At 67.6% G+C, this 19781-nt stretch carries 23 protein-coding genes and 2 pseudogenes; 5 read left to right on the top strand and 20 right to left on the bottom strand.

Translation table 11 applies throughout. The features are described 5' to 3' along the window. Positions 1–9: 9 nt before the first annotated feature. The 14 genes from ACN27J_RS00125 to ACN27J_RS00060 form a co-directional block, all read right to left on the bottom strand. Positions 10–1110 carry a glycosyltransferase family 4 protein gene (locus ACN27J_RS00125; protein WP_416557558.1) on the bottom strand — a complete coding sequence of 367 codons (1101 nt, stop codon included), beginning with the start codon at positions 1108–1110 and terminating at the stop codon, positions 10–12. Further along, positions 1107–1676, bottom strand: coding sequence for a phosphoribosyltransferase (locus ACN27J_RS00120; RefSeq protein WP_421362056.1), 570 nt, complete (start codon positions 1674–1676; stop codon positions 1107–1109). Before ACN27J_RS00120 ends, ACN27J_RS00125 begins: the two co-directional genes overlap by 4 nt. Further along, a complete protein-coding gene (locus tag ACN27J_RS00115) occupies positions 1673–2608 on the bottom strand; it encodes a radical SAM protein (protein ID WP_421362054.1) in 936 nt (311 codons plus the stop codon). The genes ACN27J_RS00120 and ACN27J_RS00115 overlap by 4 nt, the downstream gene beginning before the upstream one ends. Continuing rightward, positions 2605–3636: a glycosyltransferase family 2 protein gene (locus ACN27J_RS00110; RefSeq protein WP_421362052.1), complete on the bottom strand. Its 1032-nt coding sequence runs from the start codon at positions 3634–3636 to the stop codon at positions 2605–2607. The genes ACN27J_RS00115 and ACN27J_RS00110 overlap by 4 nt, the downstream gene beginning before the upstream one ends. A 2-nt stretch (positions 3637–3638) precedes the next feature. Next, positions 3639–4103 (bottom strand): DUF6884 domain-containing protein, encoded by a 465-nt coding sequence (locus ACN27J_RS00105; RefSeq protein ID WP_421362051.1) that lies wholly within the window; start codon positions 4101–4103, stop codon positions 3639–3641. After that, positions 4100–4720 (bottom strand): formylglycine-generating enzyme family protein, encoded by a 621-nt coding sequence (locus ACN27J_RS00100; RefSeq protein WP_421362049.1) that lies wholly within the window; start codon positions 4718–4720, stop codon positions 4100–4102. The genes ACN27J_RS00105 and ACN27J_RS00100 overlap by 4 nt, the downstream gene beginning before the upstream one ends. A gap of 10 nt (positions 4721–4730) precedes the next feature. Next, positions 4731–5519: an RNA-directed DNA polymerase (Reverse transcriptase) gene (locus tag ACN27J_RS00095; protein ID WP_421362047.1), complete on the bottom strand. Its 789-nt coding sequence runs from the start codon at positions 5517–5519 to the stop codon at positions 4731–4733. A gap of 166 nt (positions 5520–5685) precedes the next feature. Beyond that, positions 5686–6387 (bottom strand): 7-carboxy-7-deazaguanine synthase QueE, encoded by a 702-nt coding sequence (locus ACN27J_RS00090; protein WP_421362045.1) that lies wholly within the window; start codon positions 6385–6387, stop codon positions 5686–5688. Next, positions 6384–6767, bottom strand: a complete 384-nt coding sequence (locus tag ACN27J_RS00085) for a 6-pyruvoyl trahydropterin synthase family protein (protein ID WP_421362044.1) — start codon at positions 6765–6767, stop codon at positions 6384–6386. Before ACN27J_RS00085 ends, ACN27J_RS00090 begins: the two co-directional genes overlap by 4 nt. After that, positions 6768–7478 carry a 7-cyano-7-deazaguanine synthase QueC gene (queC, locus tag ACN27J_RS00080; RefSeq protein ID WP_421362042.1) on the bottom strand — a complete coding sequence of 237 codons (711 nt, stop codon included), beginning with the start codon at positions 7476–7478 and terminating at the stop codon, positions 6768–6770. A 106-nt stretch (positions 7479–7584) separates the two neighbouring features. Further along, the gene (locus ACN27J_RS00075; RefSeq protein ID WP_421362034.1) at positions 7585–8451 is read right to left on the bottom strand and encodes a transposase family protein; all 867 of its coding nucleotides are present in this window, start codon (positions 8449–8451) and stop codon (positions 7585–7587) included. A 227-nt stretch (positions 8452–8678) separates the two neighbouring features. Next, positions 8679–9263 (bottom strand): GTP cyclohydrolase I, encoded by a 585-nt coding sequence (gene folE / locus ACN27J_RS00070; protein WP_282226538.1) that lies wholly within the window; start codon positions 9261–9263, stop codon positions 8679–8681. Positions 9264–9267: 4 nt separating this feature from the next. Further along, positions 9268–9648: a hypothetical protein gene (locus ACN27J_RS00065; RefSeq protein ID WP_421362040.1), complete on the bottom strand. Its 381-nt coding sequence runs from the start codon at positions 9646–9648 to the stop codon at positions 9268–9270. Positions 9649–9664: 16 nt separating this feature from the next. Continuing rightward, positions 9665–9991, bottom strand: coding sequence for a hypothetical protein (locus ACN27J_RS00060; RefSeq protein WP_421362038.1), 327 nt, complete (start codon positions 9989–9991; stop codon positions 9665–9667). Positions 9992–10549: 558 nt separating this feature from the next. Here ACN27J_RS00060 and ACN27J_RS00055 point away from each other — a divergent pair. From ACN27J_RS00055 to ACN27J_RS00045, 3 genes are all read left to right on the top strand, one after another. Beyond that, positions 10550–11419: a helix-turn-helix domain-containing protein gene (locus ACN27J_RS00055; RefSeq protein WP_421362036.1), complete on the top strand. Its 870-nt coding sequence runs from the start codon at positions 10550–10552 to the stop codon at positions 11417–11419. 73 nt (positions 11420–11492) lie between these two features. Then, positions 11493–12359: a transposase family protein gene (locus ACN27J_RS00050; protein ID WP_421362034.1), complete on the top strand. Its 867-nt coding sequence runs from the start codon at positions 11493–11495 to the stop codon at positions 12357–12359. Positions 12360–12425: 66 nt separating this feature from the next. Continuing rightward, complete coding sequence (locus tag ACN27J_RS00045) at positions 12426–12638, top strand: DUF397 domain-containing protein (RefSeq protein WP_421362032.1); 213 nt, start codon at positions 12426–12428, stop codon at positions 12636–12638. A 404-nt stretch (positions 12639–13042) separates the two neighbouring features. On the opposite strand, the pseudogene ACN27J_RS00040 reads toward ACN27J_RS00045, so the two are convergent. From ACN27J_RS00040 to ACN27J_RS00025, 4 genes and pseudogenes are all read right to left on the bottom strand, one after another. Continuing rightward, positions 13043–13831 (bottom strand): annotated as a pseudogene (locus ACN27J_RS00040) (ISAs1 family transposase); the annotation flags it as partial. Positions 13832–13931: 100 nt separating this feature from the next. Continuing rightward, positions 13932–14231 (bottom strand): annotated as a pseudogene (locus ACN27J_RS00035) (transposase family protein); the annotation flags it as partial. 224 nt (positions 14232–14455) lie between these two features. Beyond that, positions 14456–15217: a hypothetical protein gene (locus ACN27J_RS00030; protein ID WP_421362030.1), complete on the bottom strand. Its 762-nt coding sequence runs from the start codon at positions 15215–15217 to the stop codon at positions 14456–14458. 2 nt (positions 15218–15219) lie between these two features. Further along, positions 15220–15879, bottom strand: coding sequence for an SH3 domain-containing protein (locus ACN27J_RS00025; RefSeq protein WP_421362028.1), 660 nt, complete (start codon positions 15877–15879; stop codon positions 15220–15222). A 1037-nt stretch (positions 15880–16916) separates the two neighbouring features. On the opposite strand from ACN27J_RS00025, the gene ACN27J_RS00020 reads away from it, so the two are divergent. After that, on the top strand, positions 16917–17450 hold the full coding sequence (locus tag ACN27J_RS00020; protein ID WP_421362026.1) for a hypothetical protein: 534 nt from the start codon (positions 16917–16919) through the stop codon (positions 17448–17450). A gap of 29 nt (positions 17451–17479) precedes the next feature. Here the strand turns inward: ACN27J_RS00020 and ACN27J_RS00015 are convergent, their stop codons facing one another. Both ACN27J_RS00015 and ACN27J_RS00010 read right to left on the bottom strand, forming a co-directional pair. Then, positions 17480–18262, bottom strand: a complete 783-nt coding sequence (locus tag ACN27J_RS00015) for a transposase family protein (protein WP_421362024.1) — start codon at positions 18260–18262, stop codon at positions 17480–17482. Positions 18263–18538: 276 nt separating this feature from the next. After that, positions 18539–18778, bottom strand: a complete 240-nt coding sequence (locus ACN27J_RS00010; RefSeq protein ID WP_421362022.1) for a winged helix-turn-helix domain-containing protein — start codon at positions 18776–18778, stop codon at positions 18539–18541. A gap of 307 nt (positions 18779–19085) precedes the next feature. Between ACN27J_RS00010 and ACN27J_RS00005 the strand changes: the two genes are divergently transcribed. Continuing rightward, the coding region (locus ACN27J_RS00005) for an ABC transporter substrate-binding protein (RefSeq protein WP_421362020.1) at positions 19086–19781 on the top strand (696 nt) is incomplete at its 3' end.

Here is a 19781-nt window from a genome sequence, read left to right as displayed (position 1 = left end):
GACCGCCCATCAGCTCACCACCTTCAGGAGTTGGCCAGCGATGTGGGCGGGTCGATAGTCCCGCGCGCGGTAGTAGCCGACCCTGGAGATGCGTTCGTAGCGTACCGGGTCGTTCAGGAGCTGGTCGGCGGCGCGCCACAGCCCGGCGTGGCCGCTTGCCTGCTCGACGATGATGCCGCCGTCGCCGATGAGCGTCGGGAGATGGTCGACGCCGAGGGCGATGACGGGGGTGCCGACGGACATTGCTTCGAGTGCGACCAGGCCGAACGTCTCGGCCAGGGAAGGCACGACGCAGACGCTGGCGGCGGCGAGCCAGGCGGGCACCTCGGCCCATCGCAGACCTGCCCGGAGCTGCACTCCGGCTCCGGCGGCGAGACGCCGCGCTTCACCAAGTAGCTGATCTTGGCCCCCGGTGGAGGTCTCGAACCCGGCCGCGGCCAGGGCGATCTCGACGGCGTACCCGGACGGGCGATCGCCCGCAAGAGCGAGCAACTGCGTGACGCCCTTCTCCGGGCCCAGGCGTGCAACGACGCGGATCGGACCTTCCCGGCGTAGTCGGCGACGTTCGGACTCCAGTGTTGGCGGGTGGTCGGTGAGCAGAGGGTTCGGGACGACCCGCCAGCGGGAGGTGTCGTAGCCGGAGGCGGCAGCGCGTTCCAGGACGGTGTTGGAGGGGGCGATGACGGTGTGGGCTCGGGGCAGGGCGGCGGCCAGGTCGGTGTGGTGGCCGACGACGTGCATGCCGAGGATTCGGCGGGGCGTGTCGGTGGTGGGCATGACCCGGCCGAGTCCCCAGAGGCTGTCGACGTACACGGCGATCTCGACCTGGTACGCGACGAAAGCGCTGGTCAGCTCGGCGCGGATCGTCGTTTCTGCGGCGGTAATGGCGTCGCGCAGGCTGTTGTCGTCGCAGGGGTGCGGGATGCGCAGGCTGTCGAGGGTGACGACGGGTGCGGCGGCGTAGCTGGGTGGCGCGGTGCGGTCGGCGGTGATGATGACGGCGCGGTGGCCGCTGGCGGCCAGCCCGGTGACGGTGCCGGCTACGGCGCGTTCCATGCCGGCGGGGGCGTCGGGTCGCCAGGAGGCGAGGATGAAGGCGACGGTTGTCATCGGTGTTGCGCGGTGTCGGGGACGGCGAGGTCTTCGACGGGCGTGGTGCCCGGGAGGGGCGCTTCCCAGGGGAAATGCACCCAGTCGTCGGTGTCCCAGATCCACAGGTGGGGGTTGTAGTCGGCCCCGGTGTTGCGGCACAGGACGGCGGTGTGGACGACCGATCCCGCCCAGAGGTACGGGAACAGTCTCGGGTAGAGCGCCTCAATGGTCGCGCCGGTGCCGCAGATGTCGTCGACGAGCAGGACGTTGCCGAGCAGGCGGGTGTCGCCCAGCACGGTGGTGAGTGGCCGCAGGTCGAGGGTGACGTGGCCGGTGGCCTGGGTGTAGATCGTGTCGGTGGGGTTGTGCCGGGCATCGACCCGCAGGACCCGGGCGTCGAGGCGGGCGGCGAGGCTGTGGGACAGGGGTACGCCGCCGTTGGCGATGCCGACGATCGCCTCGATGGGTCCGATCCGGTTGGTCACCTCGCGGGCGAGGAGGTTGACCGCCTTCTCGTAGGCGTCGGCGGTGAGCCGTAGGACGCGGCGGTGGGTGAAGGTCCGCTGGGCGGTGCGGCTGGTCATGCGGATCCGTCCTTCGCGGTGAGGGTGAGGTCGGCGGGCGTGGTCAGCGGCTTCAGTCCGGCGATGGTGAGGCCGCGCTGGTCGTTGCGCCAGATGCGTCCGTCGGCTCGGACGACGGTGAATCCGCCCGCGAGTTCGCGGGTGCGCAGCCGTACGCGCAGGGTGTCCGGAATGTGCAGGCGGTGCACGTGGTCGAGTGCGGCGACGTCGGTGAGCATCTGGTTCTGTTGGTGCAGGCCAGCGCCGATGGGCAGCATCTGGAGCAGGGTCAGGCCGTTGACGCCGAGGTCGTGGGCAAGGTCGATCATCCGTTGGGTTTCGGGCTGGTTGGTGGCCATCAGCACGGTCTGGATCTGGACGCAGACGCCGGCCTGGACGGCGGCGCGGATCCCGTCGATGGCGTGGGTGAAGCTGCCGGTGCCGCGTAGCCGGTCGTGGGTGGTCTCGGTCGCTCCGTCGAGGGAGACCCGGATGGCATCGACGACGTCTGCGAGGTGCGGGACGCGGCGTTGCAGGTGGGTGCCGTTGGTGGTGATCGACACTGCGGCGCGTCCACCGGCGGTGACGGTGCGGGCCAGGTCCGGTAGGTCTTTGAGGAGCAGTGGTTCGCCGCCGCTGATGTCCACGCCGAGGATGTCGCTGCCGGCGAGGATCTGGGCGATGCGGTTGCGGTCGGCGGGGCCGAGTTCGCGGACGCTGGTGTCGTCGAGGCAGTGTGGGCAGTGCAGGTTGCAGCGGACGATCGGTGACCAGCAGATGCTGGCGGGTTGGGATCGGGCGTGCTCGTCGGGGGCGACGACCGGCCACCGGCTGACCTCAGCGGGGTCTCCGCTCCATCTGCCGGCGGGTAGCGGGTGTGGGGCGTGGTGGGTCAGTCCGGTCGCCGGGTCGTGGGCGAGGTTCCCATCGGCACCATAAACACGAGATGTCACCGCAGCACCTCCGCCTGCGCGAGCAGGGCCTGTGCCCGGGAGGCGAGGTCGGCTTCCCGCTGGGCGGGGGCGGGCTCGCCGAGGAGGTGCCGGTAGTAGGCGATGCGCGCTGGGGCACTGGCCAGCTTGGCGCGCCATTGGATTGCGGCGTCGGGTGCGTCGATGTGCCAGGCGCGGAGCTGACGCAGTGGTGTGATCTTGCAGCCGGCGGCGATCAGCGTCGCGCCGAGGTGGGTGTCCTCGGCTCCCCAGCCGGCGGCGGTCCATCCGGGGTCGAATCCGCCGACGTGGGTGACGGCTGCGCGGGGCATGGCGACCAGGGCGGTGACGACCATCCTCGGCAGGTCCCAGTCGAAGTAGCGGGCGCCGTGGCCGAGATCGACGAAGTCGTGGGTGTCGTCGAGCGGGCGCAGGTCCATCGGCTGGTGGTAGACGTCGCCGGTGTAGAACATGGGTTTGCCGACTGGCGGGCTCCACCGGACGCGGTGGTCAGCGTGCAGGTCCGGTTCCCCGTCGGGGACCTCGGCCCGCAGGTACCGGCCGGGCTGGTAGGCGATGTTGTGCCGGAATCCGACCTGGACGAGGCTGGGGTGGGCCCGTACGGCGACGTCGGCGAGGGCGTGGGCGGTCAACACCATGTCGGCGTCGAGGTGGACGATGGTGTCGGCGTCGGCGAGGTGGGTGCCGACGTTGCGGGCGGTGGCGCCACCCACCTGTGCGGGCAGCCGGTAGGCGGTGTCGACGGCGGGGTGCAGTCGGATGATGGCCGGGGTGTCGTCGGTGGAGGCGTCGTCGATCACGATGACCTGGACCGTCCCGGAGGTGTCCTGCTTCGCGAGCGCGTCGAGCACGACGGGCAGGCTGTAGGCGTTGTTGTGTGCGGGGATCACCACCGACAGCACGGTCCCCGCTGCCATCGCGGCTGGTGTCGGGTCGTGCCAGCCCAGCCCGGTACGGGCGGTGAACGCTGCGGTCAGGTCGGTGTGGTCGTTGTCGCTGGCGGCCAGCATCTGGGCCAGGGTCGGCATGGTCACCATCCCCAGGTGTCGAGGACACGGGCGGCGTCGGGCCACCCGGACGCGTGGTCAGGAATCCAGTGGATGCGGGGACGTGCCGGGTGGGCGAGCAGGTCGGCGAGCAGGACCAGGTACAGCGGTTCGGCGACGACGAGGATCTCGTCCGGCACGCCGGTGGCGTCGAACTCAGAGGTCAGTGCCGCCGCAACCTGGGGTCGCAGCTCGACAGCGCGGTGCGGATCCAGCGGCCGGTCATAGGTGTGCAACGGGGTGTCGGCGTGCACGAGTCCGTGTTCGGCACTGAGGAAGCGGACCCGGTCGCGGTGCGGCCGGTAGCCGAGCCGATCGCGCAACGGTGGGATGCAGCCGCCGTCGTAGAGGTCGAACGCGGCCAGCGCACGGCGCGTTGCTGACTTCTCCTTCGAGCAGCCGACGAGGACAAGTCCGTCGCTGACCGGCAGCGCGAGTTTGTGGTTCATGCTGGCCTCACCGGGCGTACGCCGATTCCCGCGCTGCGGCACTCGGCGTGTACGGCGTTGAGGAAGGTGCAGCGGGCGTACAACGGCGGTGATGCGTAGGAGCCGCCTCTGATCATGTACCCGTGCCCCTTGGTTGGTGTGGACGTCCACTCCCAGCAGTTGCCGGCCACGTCGAGCAGGCCCTCCGGGGTCGCCCCGGCCGGGTGGGCGCCGACCGGCCCGCAGCGGGTGTGTTCGACCTCCGTGCCGCGGAGTCGGGCGAGGTCCGGCCGCCAGGAGTCGTCTCCCCACGGCCAGGTCCGTCGCTGCCGGCCGCCGGCGATCCATTCCCACTCCGTTGAGGTGGGCAGCCGTCCGCCCACGTCGGCGGCGAGCCGGACGGCCTGAGCATGGTCGACCTCGACGACCGGCAGGTCCGGGTCCGGCGGCTCGCCGGCCCGGTTCAGGTGCCGGTACGTCAACGGTGTGGCCGCCACGAGCAGGTCGATCACCGTACGTTCCCGGGCCGCGTCCCCGAACCGGCCGATGCCGCCGGGAACGGGTAGCCACCGCAGTGGCGACGCCCACCCAGCCTTATCGTCCGCGTTGGCGGTCCGCGTCGTATCGGTGCTGTGCATGTCTCTCCCGTCATCCATCGATCAGGAACAGGTCTTCGGGATGCGCCAGGTGCGGTGGCCGGATTCGGCTCTTGCGCACGTTCGGGGCGAGCCCTACCGCCGCGAGCGCACAGCCGATCCGCTCGTAGGCGATGGCAGCGCCTCGGCGGTCAGGTGCGAGCGCGGCGTAGTTGTCCGCGAAGCGCACCACTGACAGGCCGTCGAGCTGCGCATCTGCCTGCGCCAGACGCAGGTGGAACACCACCGGCCACAGGCCGCTGCCGGGCATCATCGGGGTAGGCAGGGCATCCAAGGCGCGGCGGAATCGCGACAGGAACGCACCGTCTTTCACGTGTACGGCGAGCCAGCCGACCAGCTCGTCGACGGTGCCGCCCTGTGACGCACCGGCAACGTCAACGTCCGCGACCCATCGCCTACCCGCACGCCGGTGCTGGTCGGCCTGCCGTACCGAGGTGATCCGGTTGCGGCCGGCGCGGTATCCCGACACCCAGCCGGCAAGCACCCTCGCCTCCATGATCGGAGTGAGGGCGTCGCGCATCGCGCGGTGCACGATCCGGTCCTCCACTGTCGGGATCGCCGCCGGGAAGGTCTTGCCGGTGTAGCTTGGAATCCACACCTGCCGCAGCGGAGCCGGCTGCCATGAGCCGGCGCGGAGGCGCTCAGCGAGCTCCGCGAGCCGGTCCCGTAGACCCACGCGGTACGCCGCCCAGGTCATCCCGTCGACACCGGGTGCCGATGCCCGCCGCATACAGGCGCGGGCCGCCGCGACCAGATGGACCGGATCGACGAGGTACGGCATCAGGGAGTGCGCCGCGAGGGCCGAATCCGGTACGCTCGATCCAGCCTGGACGGCAGGAACGATCCCGCCCCCCACAGCGTCACCCGAGCCGCTACCCGACACGCGCGGCCGATGGGGCCGGGAACGACGGCCCCGTCCAGGCCCTTCGCCCTCGTGATGGATCAAGTTACCGGCCACGGACGTCACCCCACGCCAGCACGTGCAGCCGCGAGGTCAGGTTCCATCCCCGCCGCACCACCTCGTCGGCCAAGCCCTGTAACCCGGTCAGCACTTGATCCGCTGCGGTGCCTTCCGGCATCACCCAAACCGGTTCCAGGCCGAATCGCTGCTGCAGGTCGGCGATCTCGTCAAGGTCCGCCGGGCCGGACGCGACGAACTTGAACCGCGCCCGGCCGGTGCGCGCGAACGCTTCCAGTGCCTCACCGACTGTCCGGCGCAGCTGGTCACGTGGGGCGCTGAAGCTCGCCAGCTTCGGCGAGACGTTCCAGTCCACCAGGTCCGCTACCGCCGGGTCGGGCACCACCGTGCCGTTGGTCTCCACCTCAACGTGCCGGCCGGCAGCAGCCAGCTCGGCGAGCAGCGGCACCAACGCGGCCTGCTGGAGCAGCGGCTCACCGCCGGTGACCACCACCAGCCGAGTCGGCTGGTCCAGCACCCACCGCAGTACGGCGTCCGTCGAACGCCGGGTCGCTTCACGCGCCGGGTCGAACCGGCTCCAATCCCAGGTGTACGGGGTGTCGCACGACGGGCAGGACAGGTTGCACCGCGACAGCCGGACGAACAACGCCTGCTGGCCGCAGCTCGGCCCCTCGCCCTGCACCGTCGCGAACATCTCCGCCACCAGCAGCCCGCCGGCTGACCCGCTCATGACCGGCCGTCCGCCGGGGCGTACTCCGCATACGTCGACGTGGTCTCACCGACGCGGACGGCCCTCAGCTGGACCGTCACGGGCAGGGACAGGTTTTCCTGACACCACTCGTAGAGAAACCACGCCAGGTTCTCGCTCGTCGGCGCGACGTCGAGCACCTCTGTCAGGTCCCGATGGTCGAACGTGGCGGCCAGGTACTCACCGAGCGGCGCCAGGTCGGCGAAGTCCACCACGAATCCCGGCGGCACGAGGTCGGGGCTGCTGACAACGACCTCGACGGTGTAGCTGTGCCCGTGCAGCCGCCCGCACTTGTGATCGGCGGGAAGGCCGGAGATTCGATGGGCGGCCTCGAACCGGAACGACTTCCTGATCGTGAACACCTACGGCACCTCGTACTCGGTCGGGTCCGCCACGTTCGCGACGAAGAAGGCCTCGCGGCGCTCGACGCAGGTCCCGCACCTGCCGCAATGCCGTGCGCCGCCCCGGTAGCACGACCAGGTGTCCACGAACGGCACCCCCAGTCGGGCACCTTCGGCCACGATCTGCGATTTGCTGGCGTTGATGAACGGCGCGAGGACCACGAAGTCCGAATCGATGAAACCCTCGTTCGCCACCCGTACCATCTGCTCGTAGGCGGCGACGAAGCTCGGCCGGCAGTCCGGGTAGATCGGATGATCGCCAGCGTGAGCGCCGAACGCCACCGCGTTGGCTCCGATGGCAACCGCGTGCGCCACCGCCACGTCAAGCATGATCGCGTTGCGGTTCGACACGACCGTCGCCCTCATCGAAGAGTCGGAATAGTGCCCGTCGGGCATCGCCACCGCTGGGTCGGTCAGCGACGACCCAGCGAGCAGCTCAGCGATCGCGCCGAGCTGGACGACCCGGTGGGCACCTCCGAGGCTTGCGGCTGTCCGGTAGGCGAACTCCAGCTCCCGGCGATGCGACTGCCCATAGTTGAACGACAGCATCGTCAGGTCGCAGCCCTCGGCCCGCAGGCGATGGGCGAGTACGGTGCTGTCCAACCCGCCGGAAAGCACCAGTACCACTTTCCTTGGCGATTCCGCGTTCGCCCCGCTAGGTCCGTTTCTCATCGCCCCTCCTGGCGTCACCTGAAACGTGCGTGAGGTCTGCCGTACGTTCGTGAGCTCTTGTAGGTGCGGAACCCGGAGGACTTCCCGAAACTATTACCGGGCTTTCTCAACGTAATCCGTAAACGCGAAAGATCTCCAACTTCATTACCGTACGTAATGTGGCAGGAAAGTGTTCCAACGATCTGCGGAACCCGGTCTTGAGAACCTTCCAACACTTCAGATGGGCGATCGCGCGTTCGACGGCGGCGCGGAGCCGGTTGAGTGCGGTGTTGCACGCGCGTCGGACCCCGGTCAACTCCCGACCCCGAGGCTTCTTGTACGGACTCACGATGCCGGCACCCTGGTACCCCTTGTCACCGATCATCCCGGGCCCGCCGGGGGCGTAGTGGCCGGCCCACCCGGCGGCGATCCCGGACACGTCGAACGCCTTCCGGTCGTGCATGCCACCCGGACACGGGTCACCCACATCGACCACCCGCCCGGCGAGATTGGCCACCACCTGCACGTTCTGCCCACAGAAGCCCTTCTTCTCGGAGAACAGCCCGTCGACGTCGTCGCGTTCCCCGACCGGCGCGACCAGACCATCGACCAGGACCGCGTCCCGGCGGGCCTGGTCACGGACCTGCTCGTACAGCGGGGTCAACACCACGTCCACCAGCGGCTCCAGCTCCTCCTGATACCGCTCCACGGTCGTCGAACCGCAGCCGAAAACCTCACCGATCACGTCCGGCGCCAGATTGTGCCGCAGCCCGAACAACACCAGCACCAACGCCGTGTACAGCGGCAACGCCCGAGGGCGCCCCACCGGCAGGTCCCAGTCGACCAGCGCGTCCACCTGCTCGTACAGCCAGTCCAGTTGATCGGAGTCCAGTCCGGTCATACGCTCACAGCGCGGCGGCCGGCCGTCGATCGTTTGAGTCCACACAACCCAGATGATCCAGACGTCGCCGGCCGCCGTTTCCACAAACGACACGCCCACCTTGGTCACACCACAGGCCGTCACCCCACGTAATATCGACGAACCTCGGTGCCAATCGGCTCGAAGCCTATTGGGAAGTCCTCCCGCTACAACTGCAGTGGGATTCGATAGGCGGCTTGACCGCCTCGATATCCGCCGCGATGTCGTCCCGTACCAACCGATTGCGCTGATCAGCTGCGGCGCTTCCGTATCACGTCGCGATTCGCGAGCGGGACCGTTGGTCACAGCGCGCCGCCCGCGAGTAGCGCGACTCCGGCAAGGGTCAGGAACTCTGCCCTCGCGGACGGATCGTCGGCGAGGGTGCCGCGCCATCCCACGCTGACGGTTGTCGCACCGTGCGCTCTGATACCTCGGCGGGTCATGCAGGTGTGTTCGGCGACGACGACAGCCCCGGCACCGCGTGCGCTCAACTCCTCGAACAGCCAGCCCACGATCTGTTGGGTGAGGCTCTCCTGGACCTGCGGACGCCGGGCGAACATCTCCACCAGTCGAGCGAGCTTCGACAGGCCGAGGATGCGGCCGTCGGGGAGGTAGCCAACGTGCGCGACCCCGGTGAACGGCAAGAAGTGGTGCTCGCACAGCGACACGAACGGCACCGCGCGTGCCAGCACCAGATCCCGGTGCCCTGCGTCGTTCGCGAAGGTCGTCGGCACGAACTGCGGGCCGGCCAGCAACTCCCGGTAGGCCGCCACCATCCGCGCCGCGCTGCGCGACCTGGAGTCGGTGTCCAAGGTGATACCCAGCTCCGTCAGGAACTGCTGGGCGGCACGCTCCGCAGCCTCCACGTCGACAGAGCCGGAGGGCATCGGATCACGCCCCCGACTCGCGGGCCACGTCGCGACCCGTCTGCGCCTGCGCGAGGAGCACGTTCAGTACGTCGCGCATCGCCGCGCCCTGGGCGAGGCGCACGTAGTGTGAGCGCCGCTCCTCGTAGCTGCCCAGCTCCACCCGGATGAAGTCGGTCTTCGGCGGGTCGTCGACGAACCGGACGAGCTGGACCGCTACCTCGGTCGGGTACCGCCCCGGCTGGGGGTTGCAGGGATGCCGGTCGCCCCAGTGCGCGGGCGGCGACGACTCGGGGTGGAACTCACTGGGGCCGGCGGCGGTGCACTCGTTGAGATCACACCAGTCCGGGTGGTCGAGGATGTCGGATGGTGCTGGGAGCTCGCTGTCCACACGTAGCCCTTTCACGTCGAGAGTCGGCTGGTCAGGCTGAAGCGGTGGCTCCGGCGACGACGGAGCGGATGTCGCGCAGCCGGATCGGAAGGGGCTCGGTGCCGTCGAGGTCGGCGTCGGGCTCGGTACGGGCCATGACGTTGTGCGGGAGCAGCGAGTCGACGCTGGTCCCACCGCCGGGACGCTGGTAGGTCACCAGCACCGCAACGGACGACCCGGCTTCCACGACGCCGGGTCGCCACTGGCCGGTGTGTGGGGGCCATACCCACACGCGGTCGGACGGGCGGTAGGTGGCCGCGTCGGCGATGTCGTCGGGGCGGCGCTGGTGCGGGTCGGTGGCAGGGGTGGGTGGTGGCATCACGCCTCCTTCCTTGAGTTGCTATGTAATAGGTGTTGAGCCGGGTCCCGGCCTGGGTGGCGTGGTGCAGGGGTGCCGAAGCTCCGCGAGCCGCCGTCGGCCGCGCACGTCGGTCAGTCACGCGTCCGCCTGATCAGGACCAAGGTCTTCGAGTGCGGGTCTGGCCGCCAGCAAGGTGGAGATCGGGTGGATGCACTCGATCCCCGCACTCCACGCACCAGCCGCTGACTTCCTTACCGAAGCAGAACCCCACGAAGACTCCGGCGAACAGGCATATCGCGGCTACCAGCACGAGAATCACGCTCTTGCTCCAATCGATAGCCTGGCCAGCGCCAGAACGGTCGGCGGAGAACCTGCGACCACCTCATTACACTTTGAGTGTGTCCAAAAATCAACACCTCAGGGAGATCGGCTTTCCATTAATCGAGCCGACGTGAGATCATCGGTAATTGTCCAGCCCATTTAGGCGGGGCCAATGTATGTAATGGCAGATCGGTTGTATCATTTGGGCGAGACACACGCCCAAAACGAGCGGGAGGTGGTCGACAGGTGTCGGATATGGTGGGTTCTGCACTGTTGCGTCGGTACGTCGGCCGGCGACTCGAAGCACTGCGACGACGCGCCGGCCTGACCCAGGAGCAGGCGGCCGACGCACTCCAGAAGGGACGCGCGACGATCGCCCGCATGGAGGACGGGCACGAGGCCGTACGCTTCCGGGACATCGACGTCAAGGCCATGCTGGAGCTCTACGGCGCGGAGCCTGAGGACGGGAGGATCCTCCTCGCGCTCACTGCCGAGACCCGCAACGGGCGGCGGAAGTCCTGGTGGCACGACCGTACCGAGACTGAGTTGCCCGCTTTCTTTGCGCTCTACGTCTCGCTGGAGGACTCCGCCGAGACGATCAGGCAGTACGAGGTCGAGCTGATCCCAGGCTTGCTTCAAACCCGGCGGTACGCCGAAGAAGTTCACGGAGTGCCGACCGGCTACATCGATGACGGCGAGAAACAGCGACGCGTCGAGGTCCGGATGGAGCGGCAGTCGCTGCTCACCCGCCCTCGCGCACCACACCTCAGCGTCATCCTCAACGAGGCCGTACTGCACCGGCACATCGGCGGGCGCGAGGTGATGATCGAGCAGCTCGAGCACCTGCTCGAACTGACCCGGCGCGGCAACATCAGCATCCGGGTACTGCCGTTCACCGCCGGAGTCCACGGCGGCATGGCAGCGTCCACCCCGTTCGCGCTGCTGACCTTCCCTGCGGACCCGCAGAGTGGTGAGCCGCTCGAACCGCCACTCGCCTACGTCGACACCCTGACCGGAGCGCTCTACCTGAACAAGCCCGGCGAGTCCGGCACCTACCAGCTCGTCTGGGAAGACATCGACCGCCGCTCACTCAACGAGGACGAGTCGAGGAGGACTTCCCAATAGGCTTCGAGCCGATTGGCACCGAGGTTCGTCGATATTACGTGGGGTGACGGCCTGTGGTGTGACCAAGGTGGGCGTGTCGTTTGTGGAAACGGCGGCCGGCGACGTCTGGATCATCTGGGTTGTGTGGACTCAAACGATCGACGGCCGGCCGCCGCGCTGTGAGCGTATGACCGGACTGGACTCCGATCAACTGGACTGGCTGTACGAGCAGGTGGACGCGCTGGTCGACTGGGACCTGCCGGTGGGGCGCCCTCGGGCGTTGCCGCTGTACACGGCGTTGGTGCTGGTGTTGTTCGGGCTGCGGCACAATCTGGCGCCGGACGTGATCGGTGAGGTTTTCGGCTGCGGTTCGACGACCGTGGAGCGGTATCAGGAGGAGCTGGAGCCGCTGGTGGACGTGGTGTTGACCCCGCTGTACGAGCAGGTCCGTGACCAGGCCCGCCGGGACGCGGTCCTGGTCGATGGTCTGGTCGCGCCGGTCGGGGAACGCGACGACGTCGACGGGCTGTTCTCCGAGAAGAAGGGCTTCTGTGGGCAGAACGTGCAGGTGGTGGCCAATCTCGCCGGGCGGGTGGTCGATGTGGGTGACCCGTGTCCGGGTGGCATGCACGACCGGAAGGCGTTCGACGTGTCCGGGATCGCCGCCGGGTGGGCCGGCCACTACGCCCCCGGCGGGCCCGGGATGATCGGTGACAAGGGGTACCAGGGTGCCGGCATCGTGAGTCCGTACAAGAAGCCTCGGGGTCGGGAGTTGACCGGGGTCCGACGCGCGTGCAACACCGCACTCAACCGGCTCCGCGCCGCCGTCGAACGCGCGATCGCCCATCTGAAGTGTTGGAAGGTTCTCAAGACCGGGTTCCGCAGATCGTTGGAACACTTTCCTGCCACATTACGTACGGTAATGAAGTTGGAGATCTTTCGCGTTTACGGATTACGTTGAGAAAGCCCGGTAATAGTTTCGGGAAGTCCTCGAGGATCATGATCACTTCTGCATTGGAGGCACTCCGTGAAGCCTGACCAGACCGGTGCCCAGTGGCGTAAGTCCAGCCGCAGCGGCAACGGCAACAACTGCGTGGAGGTGGCCACCAACCTCCTCCCGACGACCGGGCGGGTCCTCGTCCGCGACAGCAAGAACCCGACAGCAGGCGTCCTGAGCATCAACCCCCAGGACTGGCAGTCCTTCGTACGCGAAGCGAGCCGCGAACGCTTCACCGCCTAACAAGCCAGTACGCCGCAGCCACCCTGCCGTCTCGGTTGGCCCTGTCCGCAGAGGGCGGCTGACAGCGTCAACGCATCGATCCCAGTAGCCGGCACGCCACCGTGCCGGCTACTGCTACTGGCAGCAGTTGATCCCCTCAAGTCACGGATTGCGCGGTGCTCGGCGCGAAGACCAATACCGCACGGTCGCTGCCGCCGGAAACGATACGCTGCCGGCTGTCTGATTTTGGTAGCACCGCGACCGCGTTGACCTCGCCGATGTGACCGGTCAACTCGGCCAGTTGCTCATCGGTGTCAGGGGTTCCAAACCCCGCACCAACCCCAAACCAACCCCACCCCGGAGATAATGGGGCCGTTGCCGTCCGCTCCTGGCACGCCGACCTAAACTTCACGGCCGTTTCAAGATCATCTGGTGAGGTCGAGGATGGTGAATGGCCTGGTCATGTTGCGGGCGGCCCATCTGGTGGCTTCCGTGACGTCGGTTCGGCCGGCCAGGCGTAGGGCGTTGATCGCGAGGTTACGTAGCGAGGCCAGGATCCGGGGCCCGGACCGGGTACGCGTGGTCGACCGGTCCTCCCGGTAGCAGGTGTCTCTGATCCAGTGCAACGATTCGATGGCCCAGTGACTGCGGTTGTAGGCGGCCAGTTCGGCGGGGCCGGCCTGGTCGGGAGTGTGGCTGGCGACGCCGAGCTGCGCGGCGGCGGACTGTTTCCCGGTGGCGGTGTGCGTGACGTAGCGTTCGATCAGCCAGACCTGGTTGACGTGCGGGAACGGCAGATCGGGCGGGGCGGGCAGGACACGGATCGTGCGGCGGGTCCGGCGGCCGTGTCCGATGTCGACGCTTTCCAGGTCGGGCGGGGTGTCGGCCCAGGGCAGTGTGTTGAGGGCGTCGAACAGGGTCCGGCGGTTCTCCTTGACCGGGAACATGAACTGGCCGCCACGGTGGTGGATCAGTTCGGCGGTCGCCCTGGCGGTGTGCAACGCGTCCGCGGTGACGGTCATGCCTGGCAGGTCGAGGGTCTGCAGCAGGGCGCGGGCGGTGGCCGGTTCCGTGGTCTTGGCGCCGTCGGTCGGCGCCTGGGCGAGCACGACGCCCACCGTTCCCGGTCGCGGGTCCCCGGCGAGAGCGGACAGCAGGTGCAACTGGTTCCCGTCGTCGTCGACGGCGCCGCCGACGGTCTTGCCGTCCAGGCGTAACTGGGTCGGCGCGCCGGCTCTGACGTGGGCGTGTCGTTGTCCATTCGGCGATGACGGCGTCGAGCACGTCGGCGTCGGCGTCGGTGCAGACCCGCCAGATCGTCGACCGGGACGGCCGTCCGGCCGGGCGGGCCGCGACCCGTTCGTAGAGGCTGTCCACGATCTCGCACGGCACGTCGGCGACCCAGCCCGCGATCGCCGTGTAGCCGGTCGCTCCGGCCACGGTCGCGGCCGCCACCAGCGTCAGGACGACCGCGACCGGATGGTCGCGCCCCTGTGCCGACCGGCCGTCGGACACCGCGATCAACAGCTCCAGCAGGTCGTGACACGACGACGCGACGTCACCGACGACCGGCGTGGACACCGGATCGACGGTAGGGGTGACAGAATGCGGCATGACGAAGCTCCGGGTGGACAAGATCCTTGAGAAGACCTCGTCCTAACGGAGCTTCGTCCCTACTCGACACGCCGACACACCAACCGTCACCCACGGTCACAATGATCTTGAAACGGCCATGACCTAAACTTTGACCGTTTTGGTGGCTCTCACCGACTACGCAGCGGCCCCGAGTTCACCACGCTCCGCATGGCATCACCACGGTGCTTCGCACCCTTCGGTGGTCACCAGGGATCTTCGACGCAGGTGGTTCGGGTTAGGGGTCCATCTTTTCCGGCATTGGTGTACATCGCCTCCGCGATCACGCACGTATCGATTGCGCTTATCATGTTGGAATATCCGTAGGAGCCGCCGTTTAGTCGCAGCGGGTATTTCTTGCGAACGTCGTCAGCGGGACGGTAGACGGCTAGGATTATCTGCCCGCCGCGCAGTTCAGGGGCAACATCCGGGTTCAGCTCAGCACGTGCCCAGACGGTTCCGCATAGCGGCGAGGCTCTCATCTCGAGTCGGCCGATGTCACGTTCGTTCGAATCGAGAATTCGGGGTCCGTCTTTGCCGATCGGACTTGTGACCGCCGAATCGACACAACCAGACTCCTCGGGGTCTCTACCATCGTAGGCGGAGCTAAATTCTGGATCCGAGCGGACTGCGAGGGCAGTCGCGGTCACGGTCACGGCGATCAAGGCCAGAGTCGCGGTTATGCCAAGCCACCGCCAGAGCGGTGATTCAACGTTGTATCGACCGTTGCTCACGGCTCGGCCAGCCTCAATGAGGGAGTGTCGCTTGTAGGCGCAGGCTAGCCAGACGACCGAGCCGCTGAACAGCAATGGCGCGGCTAGAAGCATGGTGTAGAGGAGCCATCCAGGGGCGGTCAGGTCGCCATTGAACTGGGCGGCGAGGCCGACCGCGGTCGCGGCCACGAAGGTCGTGATAACCTCGTAGACCGCGACGCGCGGCGGCAGCGGGTTGAAGCTGTGGCGGCCCATCGTTACCAAGTGATCGCGGATGAGGCGACGCCGTCAGCTGTGACCCAGTAGTTGGGACCGGCACCGGACCAGCACTGCCGGTCGGTGTACGCCGATCCGGCTGCATCGGTGGTGATGGTAAAGGTCCAGAAGCCGGCTGGGTCTGCGGAGTCGTGGCAGGTGACGATGATGTTCTTGTGGGCCGGGTAGCCAGTCAGCGTGATTGCGTATCGGAAGCCGGACGGGGCGGACTGCCCAGGCTCCACTCTGAGTTTCGGGCCAGCCGGAGCGTAGTCGTACCGATGGCCGTCGCACTGATTCGTTCGGGTTTGGCCTGCGACCAGTTCTGACCAGACGTATCCAGAGTAACCATTGTAGAGTCCATCGAGCAGGGTAACCCAAAACCAGCGCGGAGACAGACCCTCGATGGGAGCGTTGCCGTCGGTCGAGCACACCATCCTCACGGGCGTGCCGTTCGGCAGCCAGTCGATCACTCCGCATGCGTTGGTGCTGGTGCCGTGACTCGGCAGGGAAGGACAGGCACGTAGGTTCGCGCCGCCGCTCTCCGGCGACTGGATCTGGCTAGTCGGATAACTGTTGTCTGTGGCTGCAGCCGAGGGAACGGGCAGGGCGATCATGCCGGTCAGCGCCAGTGCTGCGACGGCGAAGTTGATGACCCTCACTTTACTTCTCCTTGGTGTCGCGTGGAACGGTCCACTCTCCGAGCAAGATCGACATAGGAGAGCGTCGCGCAGAGCTATGTGTCCAGGACGCTCCGGGCGAGACCGGTTGAGTCTCGGCCCCGCGTCCTGGCCATGATGATCTGTCGCCTACAGGTTACGGGCTAGAGACGGCCCTGGCGAGGGAGTTATGGACCCGCTGGCGGGTAGGAAGCTACCCTAGGGTCATGCCGTTCCGGGATCCTGGCTGGACGATATTCTACGAGGAGTTTCTTGCACACCTCGGCGAAACCACCTCTGCTGCCGTTGCCGCCCACCTTGGAGTCGAGGAAGAGACGGTTCGGAACTGGCGCAAAGGCCGCTCGCACCCTACCCTTGCGATGCTGCCGACGATCGCTGAGTTTCTGAAGATGGGTGTTTCTGGAGAAACGGGTGATCGTGATCCACTGTACCTACATCGGCGTATGGGGCTGCTCCCGCCCAAGCCGCCTGATGAACAGCTGATCGATGCGGCATACCGGCTACAGAAACTCGAGCAGAGACTTTCCGAGGCGATGGAACGGGCAGGTGCCCTTGGTCGGCGGGAAGGCGCGAGTGCTGTCGTACGCGCAGCAGTGAGGAGTGGAGAGTGGGCTGTCGCTGTATGGCCGGCAGTCGAAGGGCCGCCCAGATGTCGGCTGCACGTCGCCGATCGACTCGACATTCGCCCTGTCGACGGACGGCCGGTCACCCATCATGATGTCTGGCAAGACCCCACGTTGCGTAGCGCTCTACGCGCCGCATATGCGGTGCCGGCCGTTGGACGGAGACCCCGCTGGTCTGGGGAGGACAGCGTGTCTCACTGGGCGATCAGCCATGTGGGCTCACCTCGCAGTCCGCTGATCCGATTCCCACATTCCGCAGTCATTAGCGTTGTCTGCCTGGCTCTAACGATTGAGTCGTGGGTGAACGACGTCGCATCCCTAATCGGAACAGCGCTCGGATACGGGTTGACGACGACCCGAGATCTAGCGATGGAGGCATACGGCCTACACTCCGGCATGACGCGCGCCGAGCATCGCCTAGCTGCATACGACGCGAAGCTGCAACGGCCGCCAGAGTGCCGGGTACTCAGTCACCACACGCCGCTTCCTGGCTCGCTGCGGTCGCCGTTCATGCCGATGTCCGGGCGGTGGCCTGAGAACGTCGTCTTCGTCTGGCTTCGAGAGGACGACGGCCTGCTACGTCAGTGGCTGGAACGGCCGACATCCGAGTTCACGTTCGATAGGCTCGCTTCGGACCGGGCCGCGATCGACCAGTACGCGCAGGCGGCAGCGGAACCCGAGCGGATCATCACCGTGGACACTCGCCAGACCAGGGACACGACGGCGCGATGGCAGCAGGTCCTTGAGTCGGTCAGTACTGCGCTCTCGCAGATGGTCGAGCGCGGTCTTCTTACCACCGACCTTACCGCTGTTCAGGAGAAGGCCGAGTTGGATGACCCCGCCGTAGCCGGGCCCTTACTTCGCTGGCTTCGCGCGGATGCCTGTGCTGCTGTGCCTGAGGTAGCAGGACCCCACGCGTTCCGTTCATAAGTCCGGCCTTGACCTGCACTGAGCCGTTTTCATCCTGTGTAGCGATTGGCTTCGACGTGGTGCAGGACGAGGATGGCCTGCACGATCGCGGTGGCGCGGTGCGGGCTGCAGCGCAGCTTGGTCAGGATCTTCCAGGTCTTGAGCGTGGCAATGGCCCGTTCGCCGCGTGCTCGGATTTTCGCGTGCCCCCGGTTGATCGTCTTCTGTCGGCGTGACAGCCTCGGCCGGAAGCGGTGGCGCTTGAACGGGGTGCGAACGCTTCCCCGGGCGCCCTGGTAGCCCTTGTCGGCGAAGGTCATCACCTCAGCGCTGGTCAGCGCGTGGGTGATGCCGTGGACACGGGCGGCGGTGAGGTCGTGCGCCGAGCCCGGCAGTGCCCGGGAGGCCCAGACGAGCCGGCCGGCGGCGTCGGCGATGACCTGCACGTTCACGCCATGGCGCCGGTGTTTGCCGGAGTAGTACGGCTTCTGGTCCGCCACGCGGTCGATCGGGATCAGCGTGCCGTCCAGGATCGCGTACGCCAGGTGTCGGATGCGGCGCATCGCCGTGGCCAGGTCCTCGGCGACCGCGGCGAGTAGCGCGATCGCTTCCTGGACGTACCGCCAGGCGGTGGCGACACCGACGGCGAACCCGGCGGCGAGCCGGGTGTAGGTGTCGCCGTTACGCAGGTGAGCCAGGGCGAGTAGCGCCTGGCGGCCCGGGTCGAGGTGCCGCCATCGGGATCGATGCTGGTTGCGGTGGGCTCGGATGAGGTCGGTGAGGTGGTTGAGGGTGCGGCTGGACAGCGGGATCGTGGAGGGGTAAGACAGCACAGGCGAGGCTCCCGGTCGGGGCATCGGATCTTGGTCGACTGCTGTCTTACCTGGAGCCTCGCCCTCATCGCTCTCCGGGCTCGCTGCACCCGCCCCGAGCTGCAAGATCAGCTTGGAAAAGGCTCACTACATCGGTCCGGTGTAAACCGTCCCGGCGATGTCCGGCCAGCGGCGCGCGCCCGGGGGCAGCTGCCATCTCGGTCCCACCGTCACTGGACCGGTCCCCTCGCGGGGTGCGGAAGTGGAGCTTCGCAAACGTGGGCACCAGGCCCCTGGTCAGCTCGGTGCTGTGGTGACGTAGACGCCTCGGCCTTGGTGGCCTTGAAGGACGCCGCGTTCCTGGAGGCGCGCGAGGGCTTGGCGGACGGTGGGTGCTGAGCATTCGTACTGTTCGCGGAGTTCCGTTGTGGATGGGATCTTGTCGCCGGGTTTGAGGTCGCCGGTGGCGATGGCGGACTCGATGTCGCGCATGATCCGGCGGAAGACCGGCTCTGCGGGCTGGGAGGGGGTCGGCACGGCGGGCTCCTCGCGTAGGTGGAGCCATCGCATCACGCCTGACCTGTGTTGGCAAGTAAGTCAAGTGTCACGTGTTGACTTGGCTTACTTAGCAATCTAGGTTTTCGGTCTGGTTGAGGTGCCGTCCTCGCGTAGGGGCTGAGGCGGGATACCTCGACCGCGGCCTGCCCTCCTATGCCTGGGCGTCCCCCGTCGTCGAGGACGGGAGGGCAGGCCATCCCGCTCTGCCCGCTGCGGCTTCCTGGCGCCCGCGCCCTTCCGTGCGCGAGCGCATCCCAACATGTATTGCTAAGTAAGCGAGGTTCTGATGGTGCGTACGATGACCCGCCGCCGGCTACTCGCCGGTGGGGCCGCTGTCGCGGCCGGGGTAGCTGCCTCGGCTTGCGGTCGGTTGCCCGCTGCCGGCCCCGCCGCTGTGCAGACGGTCAAGGTGTTGACGGGTGCCGGGTTCCAGGGGCGGGAGGCTCCGCTGCTGGTGGCGCGGGCTCAGGGCTGGTTCCGTGACGTGGGTCTGGCCGTGGAGGTGCTGCCGGGCAAGGGGTCGGGCGAGAATCTGAAGCTGCTGGCGGCCGGGCGGGTCGACGTGGCGACGCTGGACGTGAACGCCGCGATGATCGAGGCCAGCACGCCCGGCGGTATCAGGGACTTCCGGCTGACGTCGGTGCTGCACCAGCGGAACCTGGCGTGTTTCGTCGCGTTGGCGTCGTCGGGCATCCGCACGCCAGGTGATCTGGCGGGCCGGCGGTTGTCGTACCTGCCGGGCGGCATCAACCACGTGCTGTTCCCGACGTACGCGCAGCTGGCCGGTTTCGACCCCTCGGGCGTTCAATGGGTGAGCAACCCGGTGCCGGCCCAGCACGCGGCGCTGCTCGCCGAAGGAAGAGTCGACGCCATCTCGCAGTTCGTGCCGGCGGTGGAGTCGGTGCGGTCCGTCGCGAAGCAGGACCTGTCGGTGCTGCCGTTCGCTGACTGGATCGGTGACCTGCACGGCTCGGCGATGGCC

The organism is Solwaraspora sp. WMMB762, assembly GCF_049179115.1.
Classification (GTDB): domain Bacteria; phylum Actinomycetota; class Actinomycetes; order Mycobacteriales; family Micromonosporaceae; genus Micromonospora_E.
The sequence above is the reverse complement of the archived record's forward strand: the minus strand, read 5'-3'. Positions and strand labels throughout refer to the sequence as shown.